18 protein-coding genes are annotated in these 23521 nt (G+C 59.1%); 9 read left to right on the top strand and 9 right to left on the bottom strand.

The genetic code is table 11. The features are described 5' to 3' along the window. Positions 1–14: 14 nt before the first annotated feature. Together cysI and cysJ are read right to left on the bottom strand one after the other, a co-directional pair. Positions 15–1730 carry an assimilatory sulfite reductase (NADPH) hemoprotein subunit gene (cysI, locus tag TAN611_RS04090; protein WP_105229818.1) on the bottom strand — a complete coding sequence of 572 codons (1716 nt, stop codon included), beginning with the start codon at positions 1728–1730 and terminating at the stop codon, positions 15–17. Further along, complete coding sequence (gene cysJ / locus TAN611_RS04085; RefSeq protein WP_105229817.1) at positions 1730–3535, bottom strand: NADPH-dependent assimilatory sulfite reductase flavoprotein subunit; 1806 nt, start codon at positions 3533–3535, stop codon at positions 1730–1732. The genes cysI and cysJ overlap by 1 nt, the downstream gene beginning before the upstream one ends. Before the next feature lie 414 nt (positions 3536–3949). Between cysJ and queD the strand changes: the two genes are divergently transcribed. After that, positions 3950–4309 (top strand): 6-carboxytetrahydropterin synthase QueD, encoded by a 360-nt coding sequence (queD, locus tag TAN611_RS04080; RefSeq protein ID WP_105229816.1) that lies wholly within the window; start codon positions 3950–3952, stop codon positions 4307–4309. A 63-nt stretch (positions 4310–4372) separates the two neighbouring features. Here queD and queE read toward each other — a convergent pair whose 3' ends face one another. Continuing rightward, the gene (gene queE / locus TAN611_RS04075; protein WP_105229815.1) at positions 4373–5044 is read right to left on the bottom strand and encodes a 7-carboxy-7-deazaguanine synthase QueE; all 672 of its coding nucleotides are present in this window, start codon (positions 5042–5044) and stop codon (positions 4373–4375) included. A gap of 264 nt (positions 5045–5308) precedes the next feature. Between queE and TAN611_RS04070 the strand changes: the two genes are divergently transcribed. From TAN611_RS04070 to hutH (TAN611_RS04035), 8 genes are all read left to right on the top strand, one after another. Further along, the gene (locus TAN611_RS04070) at positions 5309–6649 is read left to right on the top strand and encodes an aromatic acid/H+ symport family MFS transporter (protein ID WP_203067314.1); all 1341 of its coding nucleotides are present in this window, start codon (positions 5309–5311) and stop codon (positions 6647–6649) included. Between the two features lie 386 nt (positions 6650–7035). After that, the gene (gene hutU, locus TAN611_RS04065) at positions 7036–8727 is read left to right on the top strand and encodes a urocanate hydratase (RefSeq protein WP_105229813.1); all 1692 of its coding nucleotides are present in this window, start codon (positions 7036–7038) and stop codon (positions 8725–8727) included. After that, positions 8724–10259, top strand: coding sequence for a histidine ammonia-lyase (gene hutH, locus TAN611_RS04060; RefSeq protein ID WP_105229812.1), 1536 nt, complete (start codon positions 8724–8726; stop codon positions 10257–10259). Before hutU ends, hutH (TAN611_RS04060) begins: the two co-directional genes overlap by 4 nt. 101 nt (positions 10260–10360) lie before the next feature. Next, the gene (locus TAN611_RS04055) at positions 10361–11755 is read left to right on the top strand and encodes an amino acid permease (RefSeq protein WP_203067313.1); all 1395 of its coding nucleotides are present in this window, start codon (positions 10361–10363) and stop codon (positions 11753–11755) included. A gap of 63 nt (positions 11756–11818) precedes the next feature. Next, positions 11819–12799 carry an ABC transporter substrate-binding protein gene (locus TAN611_RS04050; protein ID WP_061324952.1) on the top strand — a complete coding sequence of 327 codons (981 nt, stop codon included), beginning with the start codon at positions 11819–11821 and terminating at the stop codon, positions 12797–12799. 59 nt (positions 12800–12858) lie between these two features. Continuing rightward, positions 12859–13707: a proline/glycine betaine ABC transporter permease gene (locus TAN611_RS04045; RefSeq protein ID WP_054305148.1), complete on the top strand. Its 849-nt coding sequence runs from the start codon at positions 12859–12861 to the stop codon at positions 13705–13707. After that, positions 13707–14570, top strand: a complete 864-nt coding sequence (locus TAN611_RS04040; RefSeq protein WP_238404507.1) for a glycine betaine/L-proline ABC transporter ATP-binding protein — start codon at positions 13707–13709, stop codon at positions 14568–14570. Before TAN611_RS04045 ends, TAN611_RS04040 begins: the two co-directional genes overlap by 1 nt. A 10-nt stretch (positions 14571–14580) precedes the next feature. After that, entirely contained in the window at positions 14581–16104 is a 1524-nt protein-coding gene (hutH, locus tag TAN611_RS04035; RefSeq protein ID WP_203067312.1) for a histidine ammonia-lyase, read from the top strand. A 56-nt stretch (positions 16105–16160) separates the two neighbouring features. Here hutH (TAN611_RS04035) and TAN611_RS04030 read toward each other — a convergent pair whose 3' ends face one another. From TAN611_RS04030 to mazG, 6 genes are all read right to left on the bottom strand, one after another. Next, positions 16161–17348 (bottom strand): methionine gamma-lyase, encoded by a 1188-nt coding sequence (locus TAN611_RS04030; protein ID WP_203067311.1) that lies wholly within the window; start codon positions 17346–17348, stop codon positions 16161–16163. A gap of 28 nt (positions 17349–17376) precedes the next feature. Next, positions 17377–17757, bottom strand: coding sequence for a hypothetical protein (locus TAN611_RS04025; RefSeq protein WP_105229809.1), 381 nt, complete (start codon positions 17755–17757; stop codon positions 17377–17379). Between the two features lie 11 nt (positions 17758–17768). Then, positions 17769–18959, bottom strand: a complete 1191-nt coding sequence (locus TAN611_RS04020) for an NAD(P)/FAD-dependent oxidoreductase (RefSeq protein ID WP_111737713.1) — start codon at positions 18957–18959, stop codon at positions 17769–17771. 262 nt (positions 18960–19221) lie between these two features. Then, positions 19222–20517: a phosphopyruvate hydratase gene (eno, locus tag TAN611_RS04015; RefSeq protein ID WP_105229807.1), complete on the bottom strand. Its 1296-nt coding sequence runs from the start codon at positions 20515–20517 to the stop codon at positions 19222–19224. 82 nt (positions 20518–20599) lie between these two features. After that, positions 20600–22237 carry a glutamine hydrolyzing CTP synthase gene (pyrG, locus tag TAN611_RS04010; RefSeq protein ID WP_105229806.1) on the bottom strand — a complete coding sequence of 546 codons (1638 nt, stop codon included), beginning with the start codon at positions 22235–22237 and terminating at the stop codon, positions 20600–20602. Between the two features lie 380 nt (positions 22238–22617). Next, a complete protein-coding gene (gene mazG / locus TAN611_RS04005; protein ID WP_197951279.1) occupies positions 22618–23412 on the bottom strand; it encodes a nucleoside triphosphate pyrophosphohydrolase in 795 nt (264 codons plus the stop codon). Positions 23413–23521 lie beyond the last annotated feature (109 nt).

Here is a 23521-nt window from a genome sequence, read left to right as displayed (position 1 = left end):
GTCAGCCTCCTCGGTTAGTCCCAGAAATCCTGCGCCGGATCCACCACCGGACGGATAATGCCGGCGCGGATGGTGAAGTCGCCGAACCCTTCGCCCGCGTTGCGCTCTTGCGCCCAGCGGCCGACCAGTTGGTCGATCTCCTGCAGGATCTGCTCTTCATTGATATTCTCGCGATACATGCGCGGGATACGCGTCCCTTCGCGGTTGCCGCCCAGATGCAGGTTATAACGGCCGACCGCTTTGCCCACCAGGCCGATCTCCGCCAGCAGCGCGCGGCCGCAGCCGTTCGGGCAGCCGGTCACGCGCAGCACCACGTGCTCATCGCCCACCCCGTGCTGATGCATGATGCCTTCAACCTTGGTGACAAACTGCGGCAGGAAGCGCTCGGCCTCCGCCATCGCCAGCGGGCAGGTCGGGTACGACACGCAGGCCATCGAGTTTTTACGCTGCTCGCTGACGCCGTCATCGATCAGACCGTGTGCGCGGGCGATGGCTTCAATATTGGCCTTCTCGCTTTCCGGCACGCCGGCGACGATCAGGTTCTGGTTGGCGGTCAGGCGGAAGTCGCCCTGATGCACTCTGGCAATTTCCGCCACGCCGCTTTTCAGCGGACGGCCCGGATAGTCCAGCAGACGGCCGTTCTCGATAAACAGCGTCAGGTGCCAGTGGTTATCGACCCCTTTCACCCAGCCGATGCGGTCGCCGCGGCCGGTAAACTCATAAGGACGAATCGGCTCGAAGGTGATGCCGGCGCGTTTTTCCACTTCGGCGCGGAAGGTGTCGACGCCGACACGCTCCAGCGTATATTTGGTTTTGGCGTTTTTACGATCGGTACGGTTGCCCCAGTCACGCTGGGTGGTTACCACCGCCTCGGCCACCGCCAGCGTATGCTCCAGCGGAATGTAGCCGAACTCGCTGGCGTTACGCGCGTAGGTTTTCTTGTTGCCGTGTTCAATCGACAGGCCGCCGCCCACCAGCAGGTTAAAGCCCACCAGCTTGCCGTTTTCCGCAATGGCGACAAAGTTCATGTCGTTGGCGTGCAGATCGACGTCGTTCTGCGGCGGGATCACCACCGTGGTTTTGAACTTGCGCGGCAGATAGGTCGGGCCGAGGATCGGTTCTTCGTCAGTGGTCGCCACCTTCTCTTTATCCAGCCACACTTCCGCATAGGCGCGGGTGCGCGGCAGCAGATGCTCGGAGATTTTTTTCGCCCACTCGTAGGCTTCCTGATGCAGCTCGGACTCCACCGGGTTCGAGGTGCACAACACGTTACGGTTAACGTCGTTGGCGGTCGCCAGTGCGTCCAGCCCCAGCTTGTTCAGCAGCTGGTGCACCGGCTTCACGTTGCCTTTCAGAATGCCGTGAAACTGGAAAGTCTGACGGTTGGTCAGGCGAATGCTGCCGTACAGCGTGCTCTCCTCGGCAAACTTATCAATGCCCAGCCACTGCTGCGGGCTGATAATGCCGCCGGGCAGACGGCAGCGCAGCATCATCGCATGGCGCGGCTCCAGTTTCTGCTCGGCGCGTTCGGCGCGGATATCGCGATCGTCCTGCTGATACATGCCGTGGAAACGGATCAGCAGGAAGTTGTCGCCGTTAAAGCCGCCGGTCAGACCGTCATTCAGATCTTCGGCGATGGTGCCGCGCAGGAAGTTACTCTCACGCTTCATGCGCTCGGCATCGGCCAGTTTGCCTTCTACAACCAGAGGGCCGGGGTGTTTATCACTCATCAGTAAACATCTCGCTGATAACGGCGCTCAAAGCGCAGCTCACTTAAAAATTCGTCGGCCTGCTCGGTATCCATCCCACCGTGCTCGGCGACCAGTTCCAGTAATGTATTTTCCACGTCTTTCGCCATGCGATTGGCATCGCCGCAGACGTAAATGTGCGCGCCTTGCTGGATCCAGCGCCACACTTCCGCGCCCTGTTCGCGCAGTTTGTCCTGTACATACACTTTGTGCTGCTGGTCACGCGACCAGGCCAGATCGATGCGGGTCAGCAGGCCGTCTTTCACGTAGCGCTGCCACTCCACCTGATAGAGGAAGTCTTCGGTAAAGTGCGGGTTGCCGAAGAACAGCCAGTTCTTGCCGCCGGCGCCGTCGGCGTCGCGCTGCTGCATAAAGGCGCGGAACGGCGCGATGCCGGTGCCGGGGCCGATCATGATCACCGGCGTGTCCGGGTTGGCCGGCAGGCGGAAGTTGTCGTTGTGTTCGATAAACACCCGCACATCACCGTCTTCCTCCAGGCGATCGGCCAGGAAGCTCGATGCGCCGCCGGCGCGCGCGCGGCCGTCGATGTCATAGCGCACCACGCCGACCGTGACATGCACTTCGTTTTCCGTTTCCGCCTGCGAAGAGGCAATGGAGTACAGACGCGGCGTCAGCGGACGCAACAGGCCAAGCAGCTGTTCGGCGCTGAGTTCAACCGGCGCCTGACGCACCATATCGACGATCGGCGTATTATGCGCATACTGCTGCAGCGCGGCTTTGTCGGCCACCAGCGCCAGCAGCTTTTCATCACGCGCCAGCGCGGCGTATTTCTCTACGATTGGTGTAGTGTTCTGCGTCAGCTCATAGTGGCTGCGCAATGCGTCGCTCAGCGGCAGCGTTTTACCGTCCACCTCGACCGCTTCATCACCTTTCAGCCACAGCAGTTGCACCAGTTCGTCGACCAGCGCCGGATCGTTATCGAACCAGACGCCCAGCGCATCGCCAGGCTGATAGCGCAGCCCGGAGTCGCCCAGGTCGATCTCAATGTGGCGCACGTCTTTATCGGAATGACGGCCAGTCACCTTTTGGTTCACCGCCAGCTGCGCCGTCAGCGGCTGCTCTTTGCTGTACGGACTGCTGTCGAGCTGGTCTACCGCACCGCCGGCCAGCACGCCCGGCGCGGCGCTTTCCGTTGGCGCGCGCTCTTTCAGCACCGTCACCACCTGTTTGCGCCAGGCAGCTGCCACGTCCTGATACTCGACGTCGGCATCAATACGTTCAACCAGACGCTCGGCGCCCAGTTCCGCCAGTTTGGCGTCGAAATCCTTGCCGGACTGGCAGAAATTCTCATAGGACGTATCGCCCAGGCCAAATACCGCAAAGGCGGTTTCATTCAGCTTCGGCGCTTTTTTGGAATGCAGGAACTTATGCAGCGCCACCGCCTCTTCCGCCGGTTCGCCTTCGCCCTGGGTGGAGGCCACCACGATCAGCAGGCGTTCCTGAGCGATCTGCTTATATTTGTAATCCCCGGCATTGGCCAGGTTGACGCTCAGCTTGGCCTCCAGCAGATCGTCGCGCAGCTGTTCCGCCAGGCGACGGGCGTTGCCGGTCTGCGAGGCGGAAATAATGGTAATGCTCGGCGCGGCAGCAGCAGCGGGCGCGGCCGGCAAGGCGACGGCTCCGGGCTGTTGGTTAACCATTCCCCAGAAGTAACCGGACAGCCACGCCAGCTGCGTCGGCGAATAGTCGCCAATCGCCGCCTGCAGGTTAGAGAGCTGTTCGGGCGTCAGCGGGAGCAAAGATGTTGGAGGAGCCTGAGTCGTCATTGCGGACATAATTCCTATGCTTAGCCAGTGTCATTCGCTGTCTTTTCGTTCAGTCTGATTTCCTGAAAAGATCAGGAGAGTTTGTAAGGTTACCGAGCCAAATAGCAACGAATAAATAAGGGATAGCAATAATTAATAACCAAAATGACTAAGCTGTTTTACTGGTAAGGCATAACGCTTAAAGCGCTAAGGTTTCATTTTTATCATTTTGAATTTAATGCGATTTTTTTGATGTTTTTTGAATGAATCGCATTTACCCGCTAACCGGCCCGGCCGGTAAGGCCCCGCAGGCGTCAATAAAAAATGCAGAGGATGCATTGCGTGCGCAATCATGTAGACCATAACGGTATAAATGGCAAGCAATCACGCTTTCCGGTAGTATGCGTCGGTTTTTGAGTCAATGAGGCCGTAACAATGGCAACCACGCTGTTTAAAGATTTTCAATTTGAAGCCGCACACCGCCTGCCGCATGTGCCTGAAGGCCATAAATGCGGCCGTCTGCACGGGCATTCGTTTATGGTGCGTCTGGAGATAACCGGTGAGGTGGATCCGCACACCGGCTGGGTAATGGACTTTGCCGAACTGAAAGCCGCATTCAAACCCGTTTGGGAGCGGCTGGATCACCATTATCTGAACGATATTCCAGGGCTGGAAAATCCGACCAGTGAAGTGCTCGCCGCCTGGATCTGGCAGCAGATGAAACCGCTGCTGCCGGAACTGAGCGCGGTGATGGTGAAAGAGACCTGCACCGCCGGCTGCGTCTATAAAGGTTAAGCGCGCAACGATAACGGGCGCGCAGTGCCGCGTCCCGCTATCTTGCCCGCCGGCCGGACAGCCTTAAGCAATATTCAGATACTTGTGCGTCTGCATCGACAAGCGCCAGTTGCGCTCGATGCAGGTGGCGATACAAAGCTTCGTCGCTTCATCTTTCTGACTGATCGGCTGCAGGGCGATCACCCGCCGTTTCTCATCGTGCAGCGTCTCCAACAGCGCATCCAGCGCGTCAATATCGCGCTGACGCCCGACCGGATGTTTGATTTCATCCGCACGCGTTAGCGCCTGATCCAATACTTTCATGCCGCCGCGCATATTCACCTTCGGGGAAACCGTCACCCAGGTATCCGCCGTGCACTGCACCTCGTGGGTGCCGCTGGTTTCGATCTGGCAGCCGTAGCCGTGCTCTTCAAACAGGCGGGTCAGCGGGGTTAAATCGTAAATGCACGGTTCGCCGCCGGTAATGACGATATGGCGCGCGCTATAGCCCTGCTGGCGTATTACCGCCAGCAGCTGTTCGGCGCTGGCGCTGCCCCAGGCGTCGCTTTCCTCGGTTTTCACCAAAATGCGCTGCATGTCCACTTCCCGATGAGCATCCTTTTCCCAGGTGTGTTTGGTATCGCACCAGCTGCATCCTACCGGACACCCCTGCAGGCGGATAAAAATAGCCGGAACGCCGGTGAAATAACCTTCGCCCTGTAAAGTCTGGAACATCTCATTAATCGGGTACTGCATGCATCTCTCAATATTGGACAGGTAAAACGCGATTATCTCAGATTCCCGCCCGGCGGCCAAATAACCTCATCGCTGCCTATGTCGCGCTCTGGCGCACAACAATCGATCCTGCGTCGCAAAAATAACAATTAGCCAACAAATAAGATAAATGTATTTGACATTAATCCCCGCACACATCACTGATGTATATACATGCAAGCACAAGTCGGGCATCCGTTCCGGCGTTCGATACAACAACCATCACAAGCACTTTTCGAGGGGACTATGGCTCATTCCACCAAGTTGAACATCCAGCAGGCGATCGACGACAGTAAGTTCTCGCTGTTCCACTGGACGCTGATTATTCTCGGTTTTCTGGTTCTGGCCATCGACGGCTTCGACACCGCCGCCATGGGCTATATCGCGCCGGCGCTGGCCGAGGACTGGGGGATCGTCAAGCAGGATCTGGGGCCGGTGCTGAGCGCCGCCCTGCTCGGGCTGTCGCTGGGCGCGCTGGTGGCCGGACCGCTCTCCGACCGCATCGGCCGTAAGCGGGTGCTGGTGTTTTCCTGCCTGTTCTTCGGCTTGTCCAGCCTGGCGACCGCCTACGCCGGTTCGCTCAACAGCCTGACGCTGTGGCGCTTTCTTACCGGTCTCGGCCTTGGCGCCGCCATGCCTAACGCCATTACGCTGATTTCCGAGTATGCGCCGCAGCGCTGCCGTTCACTGGCGATCAACACCATGTACTGCGGTTTTCCGCTGGGCGCCGCCGCCGGCGGCGCGATCTCCTCCTGGCTGATACCGGGCTACGGCTGGCACAGCGTGCTGCTACTCGGCGCGATCGCACCGCTGATGCTGACGGTGCTGCTGATTCTGCTGCTGCCGGAATCGGTCAAATATCTGGTCAACCGCGGCAAGGATATGCAAAAGATCAAACGCATCACCCAGCGCTTCAGCGGAAAAAACCTCGACGGCGTCGAGCATTTTTATCTGTACGAAGCGCCGCTGGCAGTGTCAAAAAGCAGCGTCGGCCTGCTGTTCAGCCGCCCCTATCTGCTCGGTACCCTGATGCTGTGGGTCACCTACTGCATGGGGCTGGTGATCTACTACATGCTGCTGAGCTGGATGCCGATTCTGATGCAGGGCCTGGGTTATCAGTTGGAGCAGTCCGCCATGCTGACCTCGCTGTTCACCTTTGGCGGCACCGCCGGCATCCTGATGGCCGGCTGGATGATGGACCGCTGGAACGCGCATAAGGTGGTCGCCGCCGGCTTCATCGTCACCGCGCTGTTGATCGTCGGCATGGCCACCGAAGATCGCCATATCGTTCTGCTGGGCGGCTTGATTTTCCTGATGGGTATTACCATGAACGGCGCACAGTCGGGGCTGCAAACGCTGGCCGCCACCTTTTACCCGACCCACAGCCGCGCCACCGGCATCGCCTGGATGCAGGGCATCGGCCGTTTCGGCGGCGTGGCCGGCACGATGATTGGCGCACAGCTGATGGCGCTGCAGTGGGAAGTGCACAGCATTCTGCTGTTCCTGTGCCTGCCGGCGGTCGTTGCCGCCGTCGCCACGCTGGTTAAAATGGCGCGCCGCAAGACGCTGCAGACGGCCAATCCTTGATGCCAACGGGCGCGGCCGGCCGCGCCCGACTCTCCCGCCATAACGCTTTTTTATCCATCACGCCGACATGTAATTCTTATGTAAATTAATTGTGATTTAACGCTCAAAAATGACGCATTTTTTATTCGTTTTTGCCTGTCAGCTCACTATTCCTCGCCTTATTTTCTTCCCCACACCGAACCAACAAAACAATAACCACATGATTAAAAACAAAAATAACTTTTACTTATGCCATTTTAGCGGTTAATTGATTCCCTATTGCATATGCTTGTACATACAAGTATATGTTAATAAAACCTGACGCCCGATTCAGACATGATGGGCAGGCAACGACGCCATCAATTCACACCGATTGAATTGCCACACTTCAAGTTGAGGAAAGAGCTGTGACTGCAAATAACAAAGTTCGCAATGTCGATGTACGCGCGCCTCGCGGCACACAATTAAACGCAAAAAGCTGGCTGACCGAAGCGCCGCTGCGCATGCTGATGAACAACCTCGATCCGGAAGTTGCAGAAAACCCGCATGAGCTGGTGGTTTACGGCGGCATCGGCCGCGCCGCCCGCGACTGGGACTGCTACGACAAAATCGTCGAAACCCTGAAAACGCTGGAAGAAGACGAAACGCTGCTGGTGCAGTCCGGTAAGCCGGTCGGCGTGTTCAAAACCCACAGCAACGCGCCGCGCGTACTGATCGCCAACTCCAACCTGGTGCCGCACTGGGCCACCTGGGAACACTTTAACGAACTGGACGCCAAAGGGCTGGCGATGTACGGCCAGATGACCGCCGGCAGCTGGATTTATATCGGCAGCCAGGGCATCGTGCAGGGCACCTACGAAACCTTCGTCGAAGCCGGCCGCCAGCACTACGACGGCAACCTGCAGGGCCGCTGGGTGCTGACCGCCGGTCTGGGCGGCATGGGCGGCGCGCAGCCGCTGGCGGCCACGCTGGCCGGCGCCTGCTCGCTGAATATCGAATGCCAGCAGAGCCGCATCGATTTCCGCCTGAAGACCCGCTACGTCGACGAACAGGCCAGCGATCTGGATGACGCGCTGGCGCGCATCAAGCGCTATACCGCCGAGGGCAAGGCAATCTCCGTCGCGCTGTGCGCCAACGCCGCAGATGTTCTGCCGGAACTGGTCAAACGCGGCGTACGCCCGGATATGGTTACCGACCAGACCAGCGCCCACGATCCGCTCAACGGTTACCTGCCGCAGGGCTGGAGCTGGGAAGAGTATCGTGAACGCGCCCAACGCGAGCCGGCGGTGGTAGTGAAGGCCGCCAAAAATTCGATGGCGGAACACGTCAAGGCAATGCTGGCGTTCCAGCAGATGGGTATCCCGACCTTTGACTACGGCAACAACATCCGTCAGATGGCCAAAGAAATGGGCGTCGACAACGCCTTCGACTTCCCGGGCTTTGTGCCGGCCTACATTCGTCCGCTGTTCTGCCGCGGCATCGGGCCGTTCCGCTGGGCTGCGCTGTCCGGCGACCCGCAGGATATCTACAAGACCGACGCGATGGTCAAGGAGCTGATCCCCGACGACGAACACCTGCACCGCTGGCTGGATATGGCGCGTGAGCGCATCAGCTTCCAGGGCCTGCCGGCGCGCATCTGCTGGGTCGGCCTGGGCCAGCGCGCCAAGCTGGGCCTGGCGTTTAACGAAATGGTACGCCGCGGCGAACTGTCAGCGCCGATCGTCATCGGCCGCGATCACCTGGACTCCGGTTCGGTCGCCAGCCCGAACCGTGAAACCGAAGCGATGCAGGACGGTTCCGACGCCGTGTCCGACTGGCCGCTGCTCAACGCCCTGCTGAACACCGCCAGCGGCGCCACCTGGGTTTCCCTGCACCACGGCGGCGGCGTCGGCATGGGCTTCTCACAACACTCCGGCATGGTGATCGTCTGCGACGGCAGCGACGAAGCCGCCGAACGTATTGCCCGTGTTCTGCACAACGATCCGGCGACCGGCGTGATGCGCCATGCCGATGCGGGTTACGATATTGCCATCGACTGCGCCCGCGAGCAGGGTCTGAACCTGCCAATGGTTGCCGCCACTCAGGGGAAAAAAGCATGAAAACTCTCACTATCCGCCCTGGTAAACTGACGCTCGCCGAACTGCGCGACGTGTATCACCATCCGGTCAAATTAACCCTGGATGACAACGCTTACGCCGCCATCGAGCAGAGCGTCGCCTGCGTTGAACGCATCGTCGAGGAGAACCGCACCACCTACGGCATCAACACCGGCTTTGGCCTGCTGGCCTCGACCCGCATCGCCCGGGACGATCTGGAAAATCTGCAGCGCTCCATCGTGCTGTCCCACGCCGCCGGCGTCGGCGCACCGACCGACGACAGCCTGGTGCGCCTGATTATGGTGCTGAAAATCAACAGCCTGTCGCGCGGTTTCTCCGGCATCCGCCTGGAGGTGCTGCAGGCGCTGATGGCGCTGGTTAACGCCGAGGTCTATCCGCATATCCCGCTGAAAGGCTCGGTAGGCGCCTCCGGCGATTTGGCGCCGCTGGCGCACATGAGCCTGCTGCTACTGGGGGAAGGCAAAGCGCGCCATCAGGGCGAGTGGCTGTCTGCCGGCGACGCGCTGGCGAAAGCCGGTCTGAAGCCGCTGCAGTTGGCGGCCAAAGAGGGGCTGGCCCTGCTGAACGGCACCCAGGTGTCCACCGCTTTCGCACTGCGCGGCCTGTTTGAGGCGGAAGATCTCTACGCCGCCGCCACGGTCTGCGGCAGCCTGAGCGTAGAGGCGGCGCTGGGTTCGCGCAGCCCGTTCGATCCGCGCATTCACGAGGTTCGCGGCCAGCGCGGCCAGATCGACGCGGCGGCGGCCTATCGCCACCTGCTGGGCGAACGCAGCGAAGTGTCCGACTCGCACCGCAACTGTGAAAAAGTGCAGGATCCCTACTCACTACGCTGTCAACCGCAGGTGATGGGCGCCTGCCTGACGCAAATTCGTCAGGCCAGCGAGATTCTGGCAGTCGAAGCCAACGCGGTGTCCGATAACCCGCTGGTGTTCGCCGAGCAGGGCGACGTGCTGTCCGGCGGCAACTTCCACGCCGAACCGGTGGCGATGGCCGCGGATAATCTGGCGCTGGCGTTCGCCGAAATCGGCTCGCTGTCCGAACGCCGCATCTCACTGCTGATGGATAAGCATATGTCGCAGTTGCCGCCGTTCCTGGTGAAAAATGGCGGCGTTAACTCCGGCTTTATGATCGCGCAGGTGACCGCTGCGGCGCTGGCCAGTGAGAACAAAGCGCTGGCGCACCCGGCCAGCGTCGACAGTATCCCAACCTCCGCCAACCAGGAAGACCACGTCTCCATGGCGCCGGCCGCCGGGCGTCGCCTGTGGGAAATGGCCGACAACGTGCGCGGCATTCTGGCGGTCGAATGGTTGGCCGCCTGCCAGGGTCTGGATCTGCGCGAAGGGCTGCACACCAGCGAAGGGCTGGAGCAGGCGCGCCGTCTGCTGCGCGAGCAGGTCAGCCATTACGATCAGGATCGTTTCTTCGCCCCTGATATTGAAGCGGCCAGCCAGCTGTTGGCGGCCCGTCACCTGACAGCGCTGCTGCCTGCGGCGCTGCTGCCAAGTCTGGCATAACCACATACTGACCACGCAGTTTGTTCTGCCCCGCCGGGTACGTTTCACCCGGCGCGGGCAGCATGTACCTGTTTCGCAAAACAACAACAACGGGAAGCAACATGCGTAGCGACACAACACAACTCAGACGCGGACTTAACGCGCGACATATTCGGTTTATGGCATTGGGTTCGGCGATCGGCACCGGCCTGTTTTATGGCTCCGCTGGCGCCATCCAGCTGGCCGGCCCGGCGGTCCTGCTGGCCTATCTGGTGGGCGGCGCGGCGGTGTTTATGGTGATGCGCGCGCTGGGAGAGATGGCGGTGCATCAGCCGGTTTCCGGCTCGTTCGGCCATTACGCCAGCCGTTACCTCGGCCCGCTGGCCGGTTTTCTCACCGGCTGGACCTATACCTTTGAAATGGTGATCGTCGCGCTGGCCGACGTCACCGCCTTCGGCATCTATATGGGGCTGTGGTTCCCGGACGTCGCCCAGTGGGTCTGGGTGCTGAGTATCATCCTCTTTATCGGCGCACTGAATATGTGCAGCGTAAAAGTATTCGGCGAAATGGAATTCTGGCTGTCGCTGATCAAAGTAGCGGCGATCGTCGCCATGATTATCGGCGGCGCGGCGGTGATGATGTTTGGCTTCGGCCAGGCCCAGCAGGCCACCGGCCTCAGTAATTTATGGCAGCACGGAGGCTTTATGCCTAACGGCTTCGGCGGCGTGGTGGCCTCGCTGGCGGTGGTGATGTTCGCCTTCGGCGGCATTGAAATTATCGGCATCACCGCCAGTGAAGCGAAGGATCCCGCCAAGGTGCTGCCAAAGGCGATTAACGCCGTCCCGCTGCGCATCCTGCTGTTTTACGTGCTGACGCTGATGGTGCTGATGGCGATCTATCCGTGGAACAGCATCGGCCAGAACGGCAGCCCGTTTGTCGAGATCTTCAGCAGCCTGGGCATTGAATCGGCCGCCAACCTGCTGAACGTGGTGGTGATCACCGCCGCTATTTCCGCCATCAACAGCGATATCTTCGGCGCCGGACGCATGATGTACGGCATGGCGCAGGAGGGCCAGGCGCCGAAAAGTTTCACCAAACTGACCGACAACGGCGTTCCCTGGATGACAGTGCTGGTGATGGCGATCGCCCTGCTGGTCGGCGTGGTGCTCAACTACCTGATCCCGAAACAGATCTTTATGATCATCGCCTCCATCGCCACCTTCGCTACCGTGTGGGTGTGGCTGATGATCCTGCTGTCGCAGATTGTGATGCGCCGCACCATCAGCAAAGAGGAAGCCGCCGCGCTGAGCTTCCCGGTGCCGTGGTGGCCGGTCGCACCGGCGCTGGCGACGGCGTTTATGGTGTTTGTCATCGGCCTGCTCGGTTACTTTGAGGAGAGCCGCATCGCGCTGTATGTCGGACTGGCCTGGGTGGCACTGCTCACGCTGGCCTACTGGCTGTGGGTGCGCAAAAAAGGCGGGGGTTCACCCGTCGCGACCCTCTCCCAGAATATGTAGTCATCAGGCCCGCCGTTCCCGGGCCTTTATTCGTTACCCTCTACACAACGGGGAAATACTGCTATGCAAACAACAACATCGGGGTTGGTGAAAACACTGCGGCTGCCGCTTATCACACTTGGACTGGCACTGGCCAGCGGCGGCGCCAACGCCGCCGGCTGGTGCGAAACCGGTAAACCGGTCAAGTTCGCCGGTCTGAACTGGGAAAGCGGCATGCTCCTGACCGATATCATGCAATACGTACTACAAAAGGGTTACGACTGTAAAACCGACACCCTGCCGGGCAACTCGATCACGATGGAACAGGCGGTCAGCACGGATGATATTCAGGTGTTTGCCGAAGAGTGGATTGGCCGCAGCGAGGTCTGGAAAAAGGCCGAAGCGGCCGGCAAGGTGGTCAGCGTCGGCGCCCCCATCGTCGGCGCTGAAGAAGGCTGGTACGTTCCGCGCTATGTGATCGCGGGCGATGCCAAGCGCGGTATCAAACCGGCGGCGCCGAACCTGAAAAGTATTGCGGATTTGACCCAATACGCCTCACTGTTCCGCGATCAGGAGGAACCCGATAAAGGTCGTTTCTATAACTGCCCCGCCGGCTGGACCTGCGAATTGGACAACACCGCCATCCTGAAAAAATTCAAGCTGGACGACAAGTTCACCAATTTCCGCCCCGGCACCGGCCCGGCGCTGGATACGGCGATTTTATCCGGCTACCGCCGCGGCGAACCCATTCTGTTCTACTACTGGTCGCCAACGCCGATGATGGGCCAGCTCGATCTGGTCAAACTGGAGGAGCCAGGCGCGGATAAGCAAATTCATATCAAAGTCGGCCTGTCTCAGGTCTTCAATCAGCAAGCGCCGGAACTGGTTACGGTGTTGAGCAAGGTAAACCTGCCGCTGGATCTGTTGAATCAGAATCTGGCGCTGATGAAACAAAAGCGCATCAGCTCAGAAAAACTGGCGCAGGCGTTCTTCAAACAGCATCCGGAAATTTGGCAAAAGTGGGTAAGCGACGACGCCGCGAAGAAAATTCAGGCGTCCTTGTAACACAGTCAAACCGATAACCATCGGGGCCATCCGGCCCCGCGCTCAGACAGGGGCTAACCATGTTTCCAGAACGCTTTACCTTCTCGATTGCCGATTGGATCAACGGCTGGGTTGAAACCCTGGTCAACAATTACGGCGATACCTTCCGCGCTATTTCCGACAACCTGCTGTGGGTCGTCATCCAATTGGAGAGCCTGCTACGCATGACGCCCTGGTGGCTGATGCTGGCGATCGTCGGCTTGCTGAGCTGGCATGCCACGCGCCGCTGGCTGCCGACGGCGGTAATGGTCGGCCTGACTCTGCTGGTCGGCGCCGCCGGACTGTGGGATAAATTAATGCTGACGCTGGCGCTGGTGTTGGTCGCCACGCTGCTTGCCGTCATGATCGGCATTCCGCTGGGTATTCTGGCCGCCCGCAGCAACCGCGTGCGGGCCGTGATGATGCCTTTGATGGACGTGATGCAAACCATGCCCAGCTTTGTCTACCTGATCCCGGTGCTGATGCTGTTCGGGCTGGGTAAAGTCCCCGCGATTCTCGCCACGGTGATCTACGCCACGCCGCCGCTGATCCGCCTGACGGATTTAGGCATTCGTCAGGTCGATGCCGAAGTGATGGAGTCCGCCACCGCGTTCGGCGCCAACCGCTGGCAAAAACTCTTCGGCGTACAGCTGCCGCTGGCGATGCCAAGCATTATGGCCGGCATCAATCAGACCACGATGATGTCGCTGTCGATGGTGGTGGTGGCCTCCATGATCGGCGCCCGCGGGCTAGGGGAAGACGTGCTGGTCGGCATTCAGACGTTAAACGTCGGCATGGGGCTGGAGGCCGGGTTGGCCATAGTGATTCTCGCGGTGGTGATTGACCGTATAACTCAGGCCTATGGCCGCTCAGCCGTGGTTGCGGGGTAATGATGATGAACAAAATCGATATCAAAAACGTCTACAAGATCTTCGGCCATAAGACCGCAGCGGCGCTGGCGCTGAGCCGGCAGGGGAAAACCAAGCAGGAAGTGCAGGCGGAAACCGGCTGCGTGATCGGCGTGCACGATCTTTCCCTGTCGATCAAAGCCGGCGAGATATTCGTCATCATGGGGCTGTCCGGTTCTGGAAAATCCACCCTGGTGCGCCATATCAACCGGCTGATCGAACCCACCAGCGGAGAAATCCTGATCGACGGTGAAGACATTCTGCGTTACGACGAAAAACAGCTCGAGCATTTTCGTCGTCATCAAATCAGCATGGTCTTTCAGAGTTTCGGCCTGCTGCCGCATAAAACGGTGCTGGAAAACGTCAGCTATGGCCTGAAAATCCGCGGCGGCAAAAAAGAGGCCTATCAGGATCGCGCCCGCCACTGGATTGATACCGTCGGGTTAGCGGGATACGAGAAATCCTATCCGCATCAGCTGTCCGGCGGTATGCGTCAGCGCGTCGGTCTGGCGCGCGCCTTGGCGACCGATACCGATATTATCCTGCTGGATGAGGCCTTCAGCGCGCTCGACCCGCTGATTCGCGCCGAAATGCAGGATCAGCTGCTGGCCCTGCAAAAAGATCTGCACAAGACGCTGGTCTTTATCACCCACGATCTGGACGAGGCGGTGCGCATCGGCAACCGCATCGCCATCCTGAAAGACGGCCGCCTGATCCAGGTCGGCACGCCGCAGGAAATCCTGAGTAAGCCGGCGGACGAATACGTCAATCGCTTCGTCCAGCGCCGGCTGGCCCTGGATGAAAATATGCACAAACCCCGTCCGCATATCATGGTCAGCGCCTGAGGATACCGCCATGCATGATATTTCCGTTGTGGAGATCGGCAGCCAGCCCGTGCGCTGGCAGGATGTCTTCGCCGTCGCCCGCGATGGCGCACGGCTGGCCCTCACCGAGAACGCCTGGCGGCGGATCGAAAACGCTCAGGCCATCGTGACGCATATCGTCGCCGGTGAACAGCGCGCCTACGGCGTCAACACCGGGCTTGGTGCCTTATGCAATCAGGCGCTGCACGGCGAACAGCTGGCGCAACTGTCGCGCAACACGCTGATGAGCCATGCCTGCGGCGTCGGCGAACCGCTCAGCGTGCCGCAGACGCGGGCGATTATCTGCTGCGCCATCGTCAACTACAGCCACGGCAAGTCGGGGATTCAACGTCACGTCGTGGAGACGCTGCTGGCGTTGCTTAACCGGGGCATTACGCCGCAGGTGCCTTCACAAGGCTCCGTCGGCTACCTGACGCATATGGCGCATGTCGGCGTAAGCTTACTGGGCATGGGACAGGTCAGCTACCGCGGGCAGCTCGTCTCCGCCGCCCAGGCATTCGCCGCCGAAGGGCTCGAGCAGCCGTCGCTCGGCGCCAAAGACGGACTGTGTCTGGTGAACGGCACGCCATGTATGACCGGTCTTGCCTGCCTGGCGCTCGCCGATGCCTGGCGGCTGGCGCGCTGGGCCGACGTGCTGGGCGCCATGAGCTTCGAGGCGCTGCGCGGGCAGATCGCCGCCTTCGACGCCGAGATCCTGGCACTCAAGCCTCACCCCGGTATGCAACAGGTCGGCGGTAACCTGCGCGCATTGCTGGCGAACAGTGAGCTGATTGCCGCCAGCGAAGGCATCCGCACGCAAGACGCACTAAGCCTGCGCGCCATACCGCAGGTCCACGGCGCCTGCCGCGATCAGTTGGCGCACGCCACGCAACAGATTGAATGCGAACTGAACGGCGCTACCGATAACCCGCAGCTGCTCGGCACGCCGGAATGCTACCGCGTCGTATCGCAGGCCAACCCCCACGGCGAGTCCGTGGCGATGGCCGCTGACCTGCTGGCCATCGCCATCGCCGAACTGGGCGGTATTGCGGAACGGCGCATCGACAGGCTGGTCAATCCGCTGGTCAGCGGCCTGCCGGCATTCTTAGTCAGCGAACCCGGCGTCAATTCCGGCATGATGATCGCGCAATACGTCGCCGCTTCACTCTGTGCGCAGAACCGCCAGCTGGCCCAGCCCTGCAGCGTGGATAATTACGTCACCTCAGCACTGCAGGAGGATCACCTCAGCCTTGGCACTAGCGCCGCGTTACGCGTGCATCAGATGCTGGCGAACTGCCAGCAGGTTCTGGCCATTGAATACCTGCTGGCAGCCCAGGCGTTCGAATTCCTAACCCCTTGCCGCTTCGGCGACGGGACGGGGCGCGCCTGGCGCTATCTGCGGCAAAACATCGCCCCGTATCACCAGGACCGCTGGCTCGCGCCGGATATCGCCCTCAGCGCGGCGTTAATTGCTGATGAACGCGCGCTGGCCGAGATTGCTCCCACCTTAACCTGACGCACAAGGCCCACCGGTTACCGCGTGGGCCTGTTACTTTCACCTGCCGGCCCGCCTTATTGCGCCAGCGCCTGCTCGATATCCGCCAGCAGATCGTCGGCGTCTTCCAGCCCGGCGGAAAGCCGGATCAATCCGTCGCTGATATGGTGACGGTGGCGCTCCTCTTCGCTATAGGCCGAATGCGTCATACTGGCCGGATGCTCCGCCAATGATTCACAATCTCCCAGGCTGACCGCCCGCAGAATCAGCTGCAGCGCATTGAGGAAACGGATGCCCGCCGCCATGCCGCCCTTCAGCTCAAAGGCAATCATGCCGCCCGGGCGCGCCATCTGCCGCTGCGCCAGTTGGTACTGCCGGAAGGCCGGCAGCCCCGGATAATAAACCCGCTCGACCGCCGGATGCCGCGCCAGCATTTCTGCGAGGCGTTGCGCGGTGTCGCAGTGGCGCTCCATCCGCAGCGGCAGGGTTTTCAGCCCGCGCAGCAGCAGCGCCGCATCCTGCGCCGACAGCACCGCGCCGTTCATATCCTTCAGGCCGATCAGGCGGATATCCTGCGCCAGCTCGGCGCGGGTCACCACCACCCCGGCCAGCAAATCGCCGTGCCCGCCAAGGTACTTGGTCGCCGAGTGCAGGACGATATCCGCCCCCAGCGCCAGCGGCTGCTGCAGATAAGGCGTACAGTAGGTATTATCCACCAGCAGCAGCGCCGCATGCCGGTGGGTAATCGCCGCCACCGCCGCAATGTCCACCAACCGCATATTGGGGTTGGCCGGCGTTTCACAATACACCAGCCGGGTGCGCGGCCCGATCGCCGCCGCCAGCGCCTCTGGCTGCGTCATATCGACGTGGGTCACCTTGACGCCGAAACGCTCCAGCCCGTGATGGAAGTAGCTGAAGGTGCAGCCGTACAGCGTTTCATCCACAATCAGCTCATCGCCCGGCCCGAGCAGAGTCCAGCAGCAGGCCGTCACCGCCCCCATGCCGGATGAAAACGCCACCGCCGCTTCGCCGCCCTCCAGATTGGCGATACGCTGTTCCAGCAGGTTAAGCGTCGGATTGGCGATGCGCGAGTAGAAATAGCCGGGTTCGGTGCCGGCAAAACAGGCGCCGCCGTATTCCGCCGACGGGAAAGTAAAGGTGGAGCTCATAAACACCGGCGGGCACAGTGCGCCATGATACTGCTGCGGGTCATAACCATGGTGGATGGCCCGCGTGGCGAAAGCCTGCTTGCTTGCTGACGACATAGTGACTCCTTGATATGGATGGTGACGATTATTCCGGTGTGACATCCGCCGGTAGGCTCGCGGCGCGCATGCGTCCGCCGATAATATTCAGAGTGCGCAATACCAACATCAGCCCGAGCAGCGTTTCCGGCTGACGCAACAGTGCGTACAGCCCGCGCAAAGTCGCCGGCTGCTCATTCTGCTGCAGTTCGCTATAGGCCATTTTCAGCGCCGTCCCCCCTTCCCAGCCGGCGCTGGTCAGGTCTTCAAATACTGCGGCCAGCTTCTCGACCAGCGCGCTATCCGCCATGTCAATCAAATCCGAGGTAAGCGAGAGCGCGTCGACCACGTTATTCAGCCGGCCGCTCGCCAGCAACGGGGACAGTTTTTCCATCAGCGCCGCCAGCGCCTCAGTCTGCGTGTTTTCCATGCTCCACTCCGTTATATCAGACCGCGCACCGCAGCCCAGTACAGACCGCGGTTCACGCCGTTGCGTAACATACCGCCCAGTTTGGTGGCCGGGGTTGGCACGACGTCATGACGATAGTCATACACCAGCGGCATACCGCTGCTCAGGCCGAACTGCGCCACCGCCTGCACCTTGCCGTCGTAATGGCGCACCGGATGGCCCAGCTGCATCTCCGCCACGATATTGTCGGCGATCACCGGCGCCTGATTGTGGCAGGAGCCGCCCGCCTTGCTGATCGGCAGGTCGACCGTATCGCCGATCACATATACCCCCCGCTGGTCGTAAACCTGCAGCGTCTGCGGGTCAGTCGGCAGCCATCCTTCGCCGTTATCGATATCGCTCAGGCCGGTATTGCGCACCATTTCCACCGCGCGAATCGGCGGTGTCGCCATCAGGATGTCGAACGGTTGTTCATCTCCCTCGGCGGAATAGGCGATGCGCCGCCCGGCATCCACCTGATTCAGGGTAAAGCCGCGCTGGTGCTTAATGCCGCGCGCGGCAAAAATTTCCGGCAGCGCTTCGCCGGTAGGACGCTGTAAAAACAGACAGTTACGCAGCAGCTGGGAAATGGTCGGGTAGGTATAAATTATCTCTATCTGATTACGCACGCCGCGCTGGCGCAGGTACTCATCCAGCATCAGAGTGGTTTCAATCGGCGCGATGCCGCACTGATGCGGAACGTTGGGCGTCTGCGGGAAAGAGACGGTGATAAAGATGCGCCCTTTTTCAATCGTCGCCAGCTTATCCGCCAGCCGGCGTGCCGCCTGATACTGATAAAAGTGATCGCCGCCTTCGGCCAGCCCGGGAATTCTTTCCGTCCAGGGCAGGCATCCGGTGGCAAAGACCAGAAAGTCATAGTCATAATTATTGCCGCTGGCGGTAAATAACCGGCGCTGCTGAAAATCAACGCCCTCCGCTTTATCGACAATAAATTTAATTTCCGGACGTAACAGACTTTGCTGCGCACGCATTAATTCATATTTAAAAAATGCGTTAAACGCGACATACATAAATGCCGGTTTGAAATAATGCGCCGCCGTTTGAGAAATCATTAATAACTCAACTTTATTATTAATAATTTCACGATGTAGTTTGCGCGCCAGAATGTTGGCCAGCATGGTGCCGCCGGTGCCGCCACCGACAATCACGATTCTTTTCCGCATGATATCTCCATTCAACCCGGCGCCAGGCCGGCGAAAGTGATAAAGAATATCCTTACGGAATATAAGTCTAGTGATGAAAGGTTATAATGCCAGCAAAAAAAGAATAAATAATTAACGCTATGGTTATTAACAATAAATATCACCGGAAAAGAAAAAATAAATGATGAGATATTAATAAATAACCGGCATATAATTTCTCTGCGGACTGGCGTAAAAAAACCCGCCGCAGCGGGTTTTTATTATTCGCGACAATTCGCGATTATTACTGGCCTTTAACTTCTTTCAGACCATTGAACGGCGCACGCTCGCCCAGCGCTTCTTCGATACGAATCAGCTGGTTGTACTTAGCAACGCGGTCAGAACGGCTCATAGAACCGGTTTTGATCTGGCCTGCTGCAGTACCTACCGCCAGGTCAGCGATGGTCGCGTCTTCGGTTTCACCGGAACGGTGAGAGATAACCGCGGTGTAGCCGGCATCTTTCGCCATCTTGATCGCCGCCAGGGTTTCGGTCAGAGAACCGATCTGGTTGAACTTGATCAGGATAGAGTTGGCGATGCCTTTTTCGATACCTTCTTTCAGGATCTTGGTGTTGGTGACGAACAGGTCGTCGCCAACCAGCTGGATTTTGTCGCCCAGTACTTTGGTCTGGTAAGCGAAGCCGTCCCAGTCAGACTCGTCCAAACCATCTTCGATGGAAACGATCGGGTACTGTTTGGTCAGCTCTTCCAGGAAGTGGGTGAACTCTTCAGAGGTGAAGGCTTTATTGCCTTCGCCGGCCAGCACGTACTTGCCGTCTTTGTAGAATTCGGACGCTGCGCAGTCCATCGCCAGGGTGATGTCTTTGCCCAGTTCGTAGCCCGCTGCTTTTACCGCTTCCGCGATAACCGCCAGCGCTTCAGCGTTGGAGCCCAGGTTTGGCGCGTAGCCGCCTTCGTCGCCGACAGCGGTGTTCATGCCTTTGGATTTCAGCACTTTCGCCAGGTGGTGGAACACTTCAGAGCCCATGCGCACCGCTTCTTTCAGGGTCTTCGCGCCAACCGGCTGAATCATGAATTCCTGAATGTCGACGTTGTTGTCAGCGTGCTCACCGCCGTTGATGATGTTCATCATTGGCAGAGGCATGGAGAATTTGCCTGGGGTACCGTTCAGTTCAGCAATGTGCTCGAACAGCGGCATGCCTTTGGAGGCAGCGGCAGCTTTAGCAGCAGCCAGGGAAACCGCCAGAATGGCGTTGGCGCCGAACTTGGATTTGTTCTCGGTGCCGTCCAGTTCGATCATGATCTTATCGATGTTAGCCTGGTCTTTGGCATCTTTGCCCACCACGGCTTCAGCGATTGGACCGTTTACTGCGGCAACGGCTTTCAGTACGCCTTTACCCAGGAAACGAGACTTGTCACCGTCACGCAGTTCCAGCGCTTCACGGGAACCGGTAGAAGCACCTGACGGCGCAGCAGCCAGACCAACGAAACCGCCTTCCAGGTGAACTTCGGCTTCTACAGTTGGGTTACCGCGTGAGTCGATGATTTCACGGCCGATGACTTTAACGATTTTGGACATAGTAGGTTTTCCTCAAGTCACAAGTTAACTAAAACTCCAGACAAACAACGCGCGGTTCTCACCGCGCGTTGTTGCTAAAACGTTACTTCTCCTGACGCTTCTGCTGGTCAGCCGCCGCCTTCACAAAACCGGCGAACAGCGGATGCCCATCACGCGGCGTCGAAGTGAATTCCGGGTGGAACTGACAAGCGACGAACCATGGATGGTCCGGCAGCTCGATAATTTCAACCAACTTGTTGTCCGCAGAGCGGCCGGCTACGCGCAGCCCGGCGGCTTCAATCTGCTTCAACAGCATATTGTTAACTTCATAACGGTGACGGTGACGCTCGACGATGGTCGGCTCGCCGTACAGCTGACGCACCAGGCTGTCGTCGCTCAGATGACACTGCTGGCCGCCGACGCGCATGGTGCCGCCCAGGTCGCTCTCTTCGCTGCGCATTTCGACGTTGCCGTCTTCGTCGCGCCACTCGGTGATCAACGCCACGACCGGGTACTTACAGTCTGGCTCAAATTCGGTGGAGTTGGCGTTTTCCATACCCGCAACGTGACGGGCAAACTCCATCAGCGCCACCTGCATACCCAGACAAATGCCCAGATAAGGAATATTGTTCTCGCGCGCATAGCGTGCGGTCATCACTTTGCCTTCCACGCCGCGGTAGCCGAAGCCGCCAGGGATAAGGATAGCATCCAGCCCTTTCAGCACTTCCACGCCGCGCGTCTCCACGTCCTGCGAATCAATCAGCTTGATGTTCACGGTAACGCGGTTTTTCAGGCCGCCGTGCTTGAGCGCCTCAATCACGGATTTATAGGCATCCGGCAGTTCGATATATTTGCCGACCATACCGATGGTCACTTCGCCGCCCGGATTGGCTTCTTCGTAAATCACCTGCTCCCACTCGGCCAGGTTGGCTTCCGGCGCGTTGAGGCTGAATCGTTTACAAATATAATCATCAAGCCCCTGAGATTTCAATAGGCCTGGGATTTTATAAATAGAATCAACGTCTTTCAGGGAGATAACCGCTTTTTCCGGCACGTTGCAGAACAGCGCAATTTTTGCCCGTTCATTGGCCGGAACGGCGCGATCGGAACGGCAAATCAGCACGTCCGGCTGAATACCGATGGAAAGCAGTTCTTTAACGGAATGCTGGGTAGGTTTGGTTTTCACTTCACCGGCTGCGGCCATGTACGGCACCAGCGTCAGGTGCATGTACAGCGTGTGCTCACGACCCACTTCCACCGCCATCTGGCGGATAGCTTCGAGGAACGGCAGTGATTCGATATCGCCGACGGTGCCGCCGATTTCCACCAGCACCACGTCGTGGCCTTCGCCGCCTTCGATGATGCGCTCTTTGATCGCGTTGGTGATGTGCGGAATAACCTGTACGGTCGCGCCCAGATAGTCGCCGCGGCGTTCTTTACGCAGCACGTCGGAATAGATGCGGCCGGTGGTGAAGTTGTTGCGGCGCGTCATTTTGGTACGGATGAAGCGCTCGTAGTGACCCAAGTCCAGATCGGTTTCTGCGCCGTCTTCGGTGACGAAAACTTCCCCATGCTGAATCGGGCTCATGGTGCCCGGATCCACGTTGATGTACGGGTCCAGTTTCATGATGGTAACGTTGAGGCCACGGGCTTCAAGAATAGCCGCCAGAGAGGCTGCGGCAATGCCTTTACCCAGAGAGGATACGACCCCGCCGGTCACAAAAATATAATTAGTTGTCATGCTGAACCTGAGAGTTTAGGTTTAAAGACGATGGAAGAACCAAGACGGGAAAGTAGTATACCCGAACCTGTCTTGACCTACAAACGATCGTTTTACTCTCCATCATCTCTGTCATCCCCGCGAGTTCCTCAGGTTTTTGCCGTTTACCGCCATCCGGGTAGGCTTTTAAAACAAAGGGTTAGCGATAAAAACCGTCGATTAACGCACGTCAGGGCCACTAAAACGCCTTACATTTCAGTTTGTTGGCTTTTTTAGCAGGCGCCGCTGCGCCGTATCCGCAACTGACGATAAGCTTAACCGTTTCAGCCTGAGCGAACATTGTGATCGATCAAACAAGCCGCCGGATGCCGTTACGCTAAATCAGACAGCGCAAAACGCATTTAGTTTTCCTGCTGCTTAACCTGCTGCCAGGCGTCTTCCATCTGTTCCAACGTCGCCTCCGCCATCGTCAGCCCCTGCTGCGCGATGATGCTTTCCACCTGACGGAAGCGTCGTTCGAACTTGCGGTTGGCGGCCTGCAGTGCGTTTTCCGCCTTGTGGCCCAGATGGCGCGACAGATTCACCGTGGCGAACAGCAGGTCGCCGATTTCCTCTTCCAGCTTTTGTTGGTCCACCACCGCCTGCTGCGCTTCGTGCATCACTTCGTCAATCTCTTCATGCACCTTGTCGAGCACCGGGCCGAGCGTATGCCAGTCAAAGCCTACCGCGGCGCAGCGCTTCTGAATTTTATGCGCCTTCATCAGCGCCGGCAGTGCATTGGGAATATCGTCCAACGCCGAGTGCAGCGCCTTCTCTGCCCGCTCGCCGGCCTTCAGCTGCTCCCAGCGCGCCGCAATCGTCGCGTTGTCCGCAGCGTCAGCGTCGCCGAAGATGTGCGGGTGGCGGCGTTCCAGCTTGTCGCTGATGGCGGTGCACACCTCGTCAAAATCAAACAGCCCCTGCTCCTGCCCCATCTGGGCGTAGAACACCACCTGAAACAGCAGATCGCCCAGCTCATCGCGCAGGTCGGCGTAGTCCTGGCGCTCAATGGCATCCAGCACCTCATAGGTTTCTTCCAGCGTATACGGCGCGATGGTGGCGAAGGTTTGCTTGCGGTCCCACGGGCAGCCCGCCTGCGGGTCGCGCAGCGTTTTCATGATATTGAGCAGACGCTGCAGCGGAGTAGATGGAGTCATGGCAAAATCTCTGAAAAAGAACGGACGCTCATTATGGCGTCCGTCTCCTTGATGGCTCAATAAGTTTTGCGTTGTATTTCAACAGCTGCGCCGCATCCAAACGTCAGGC

It is taken from the genome of Serratia sp. Tan611, from assembly GCF_905188235.1.
In the GTDB taxonomy this organism is placed as follows: domain Bacteria; phylum Pseudomonadota; class Gammaproteobacteria; order Enterobacterales; family Enterobacteriaceae; genus Serratia_B; species Serratia_B rhizosphaerae.
This window is presented reverse-complemented; position numbering and strand designations above follow the sequence as displayed.

Excerpts from the sequence above, each read along its gene's own strand:
- pyrG (WP_105229806.1), bottom strand. The coding sequence starts at position 22,237 with ATGACAACTAATTATATTTTTGTGACCGGCGGGGTCGTATCCTCTCTG.
- TAN611_RS04025 (WP_105229809.1), bottom strand. The coding sequence starts at position 17,757 with ATGGAAAACACGCAGACTGAGGCGCTGGCGGCGCTGATGGAAAAACTG.
- mazG (WP_197951279.1), bottom strand. The coding sequence starts at position 23,412 with ATGACTCCATCTACTCCGCTGCAGCGTCTGCTCAATATCATGAAAACG.
- eno (WP_105229807.1), bottom strand. The coding sequence starts at position 20,517 with ATGTCCAAAATCGTTAAAGTCATCGGCCGTGAAATCATCGACTCACGC.
- TAN611_RS04070 (WP_203067314.1), top strand. The coding sequence starts at position 5,309 with ATGGCTCATTCCACCAAGTTGAACATCCAGCAGGCGATCGACGACAGT.
- hutH (WP_105229812.1), top strand. The coding sequence starts at position 8,724 with ATGAAAACTCTCACTATCCGCCCTGGTAAACTGACGCTCGCCGAACTG.
- queE (WP_105229815.1), bottom strand. The coding sequence starts at position 5,044 with ATGCAGTACCCGATTAATGAGATGTTCCAGACTTTACAGGGCGAAGGT.
- TAN611_RS04020 (WP_111737713.1), bottom strand. The coding sequence starts at position 18,959 with ATGCGGAAAAGAATCGTGATTGTCGGTGGCGGCACCGGCGGCACCATG.
- TAN611_RS04050 (WP_061324952.1), top strand. The coding sequence starts at position 11,819 with ATGCAAACAACAACATCGGGGTTGGTGAAAACACTGCGGCTGCCGCTT.
- queD (WP_105229816.1), top strand. The coding sequence starts at position 3,950 with ATGGCAACCACGCTGTTTAAAGATTTTCAATTTGAAGCCGCACACCGC.
- TAN611_RS04040 (WP_238404507.1), top strand. The coding sequence starts at position 13,707 with ATGATGATGAACAAAATCGATATCAAAAACGTCTACAAGATCTTCGGC.
- TAN611_RS04045 (WP_054305148.1), top strand. The coding sequence starts at position 12,859 with ATGTTTCCAGAACGCTTTACCTTCTCGATTGCCGATTGGATCAACGGC.
- cysJ (WP_105229817.1), bottom strand. The coding sequence starts at position 3,535 with ATGACGACTCAGGCTCCTCCAACATCTTTGCTCCCGCTGACGCCCGAA.
- TAN611_RS04055 (WP_203067313.1), top strand. The coding sequence starts at position 10,361 with ATGCGTAGCGACACAACACAACTCAGACGCGGACTTAACGCGCGACAT.
- cysI (WP_105229818.1), bottom strand. The coding sequence starts at position 1,730 with ATGAGTGATAAACACCCCGGCCCTCTGGTTGTAGAAGGCAAACTGGCC.
- TAN611_RS04030 (WP_203067311.1), bottom strand. The coding sequence starts at position 17,348 with ATGTCGTCAGCAAGCAAGCAGGCTTTCGCCACGCGGGCCATCCACCAT.
- hutH (WP_203067312.1), top strand. The coding sequence starts at position 14,581 with ATGCATGATATTTCCGTTGTGGAGATCGGCAGCCAGCCCGTGCGCTGG.